Raw genomic sequence first — 1881 nt, 5'->3', positions numbered from 1 at the left:
TCTGAAAGGCCACATCAACAGGCCTTACAGAAGACCGCACACGATCACACGTCAATATGGGTCAGAAAACTCTTGCATAACGGACGGCAACCACAGAAGCAAGTCTTCGTCTCCTTATGTGCGTCGGCTGCTCTGGATTGTGGCCTGTTTTGTGGGTGGTTTTGCGCTTTTGTGCGTGAGTGGCTGGGCGCTTGTCGTCAACGGCAGCACGCAGGACTCCGCGATGGTGACAGTCCTCCGCTGGCTGCCCGTTGCAACTGGTGCGATCACGGTGGCCGCGGGATTTTTCCTGCTGTCTCTGCCCGTGCCAGAAGACCCGGAAGACTTCTTTTTGCCGGATGACGCCGACGGCGAACTTGAGAGAACAGACGGGAAATAAAAAGAGGTTCAGCCCGTTATCAGAGCTGAACCCTTCTCGCCCTGACCGTCAGTGTGACCGTCAGGCTTTGACGGACAGAAAGTCAGCCAACGCTTCGTTAAACAGAAGCGGGGCCTGCAGGAAGGCGAAGTGGCTGGTCTCGGGCAGGATCATGTAAGAACTGTCCGGAATATGCGCCACCAGATATTCCAGATGGGCGCGATGAATCATCTCGTCCCGGTCCCCATCCACAACCCATGCGGGGCAGCGGATGGCGTTCAGGCGGTCTTCCGTGAATTCGGCATCATGCTCCCATTTCCACAGGCCCCAGAGGGTTTTTGAAAAGACATCAAATTTATCCGGGGTCGGGGAAAGCTCGCGGTAGTCTTCTGTGGCGCGCTTTACAAAAGCGTTGACCACCTTATCTCCGCTACACGCCAGATTGAGGCCGGATGCGGACATATGCGGCCCGTAAGCAAAGATGCGTTTGATGCGATCCGGGTGTTCAGAGGCCAGAATAATGCTCTGCACACCGCCATCGCTCCACCCGACGAGACTGGCATTCGGAATTTCCAGATGGTTCATCAGGTGAATGATATCGTCTGCCATCTGAGCGTAGCTGAGGGGTTTATCCCCTAACGTGCTGCGGCCATGCCCGCGGCTATCCACGAGGATGACACGGTGCGTTTTGGCCAGATAAGCCGCCTGTATGCCCCAGTAGTCAGAGTTTGCCATGCCCCCATGCAGCATGATGATGACATCGTCCCCTGTGCCGCCTTCCGTATAATAGAGCGAGCATCCGTTAATGGGGGCGTGCTGTCCTTTAAAGGAGGCCAGAGGGGCCGGGGTGGCAGGCAGGGTCTGCCAGCGTTTTGTTAAATGCTCAGTCATATCGTCAGGCCTCGTAAAAGAGCATGTTGTGGGTATCTTGGTATAACAAGATACCCTGCGCCTTTAGATGGCCGTGTATGACGAGACTTGCAAATGTGTGAGGCGGGATGCTGTTTCCCCAGATCCCCCGCTTGTCTTTTGGTTTGAAAAGCGATAGAATGGGGAATTCGTTGTCAGGCAACAGGCCTTATTTTTTAGGCGTCCGAACGGCCGTTACTTCAATTTCAATCAGACACCCGGGGTTGGCGAGCTGGGCCACGGCAAAGGCGGAGCGCACTGGCAGATTAGGCTGCTTTTCTGTGCCGAAATACTGGGTGTAGGCCTTCATCATGCCATCAAAATCCAGCTGCTTTGTGCGCGGGTCCGCCACCATATAGATGTGCATCTGCACAACATCACCCATGGTCAGGTTCAGCTTTTTCAGCTCGCCTTCAATGCGCTGGAGAGAGGCGAGTGTCTGGGCGCGGGTGTCGCCATAGGCCTCAAGGCTTTTGGGCGGCGCGGTTTTGTCCTGCACCGGAGCGCCCATGCCGCTTCTGTGGTTGCCGTCCGTTATGCAAGAGTTTTCTGACCCATATTGACGTGTGATCGTGTGCGGTCTTCTGTAAGGCCTGTTGATGTGGCCTTTCAGA

At 55.4% G+C, this 1881-nt stretch carries 3 protein-coding genes; 1 reads left to right on the top strand and 2 read right to left on the bottom strand.

Features of this window, described 5'->3' with window-relative positions:
* Window position 1: 1 nt before the first annotated feature.
* Window positions 2-379 (top strand): hypothetical protein, encoded by a 378-nt coding sequence (locus CFR72_RS16680; protein WP_244182356.1) that lies wholly within the window; start codon window positions 2-4, stop codon window positions 377-379.
* 60 nt (window positions 380-439) lie between these two features.
* On the opposite strand, the gene CFR72_RS16675 is transcribed toward CFR72_RS16680, so the two are convergent.
* A complete protein-coding gene (locus CFR72_RS16675) occupies window positions 440-1249 on the bottom strand; it encodes an alpha/beta fold hydrolase (protein WP_110914805.1) in 810 nt (269 codons plus the stop codon).
* Window positions 1250-1436: 187 nt separating this feature from the next.
* The coding region (locus tag CFR72_RS16670) for a RidA family protein (protein WP_244182355.1) at window positions 1437-1881 on the bottom strand (445 nt) is incomplete at its 5' end.

Source organism: Gluconacetobacter entanii (assembly GCF_003206495.1).
GTDB classification, from domain to species: Bacteria; Pseudomonadota; Alphaproteobacteria; order Acetobacterales; family Acetobacteraceae; genus Novacetimonas; species Novacetimonas entanii.
The sequence above is the reverse complement of the archived record's forward strand: the minus strand, read 5'-3'. Positions and strand labels throughout refer to the sequence as shown.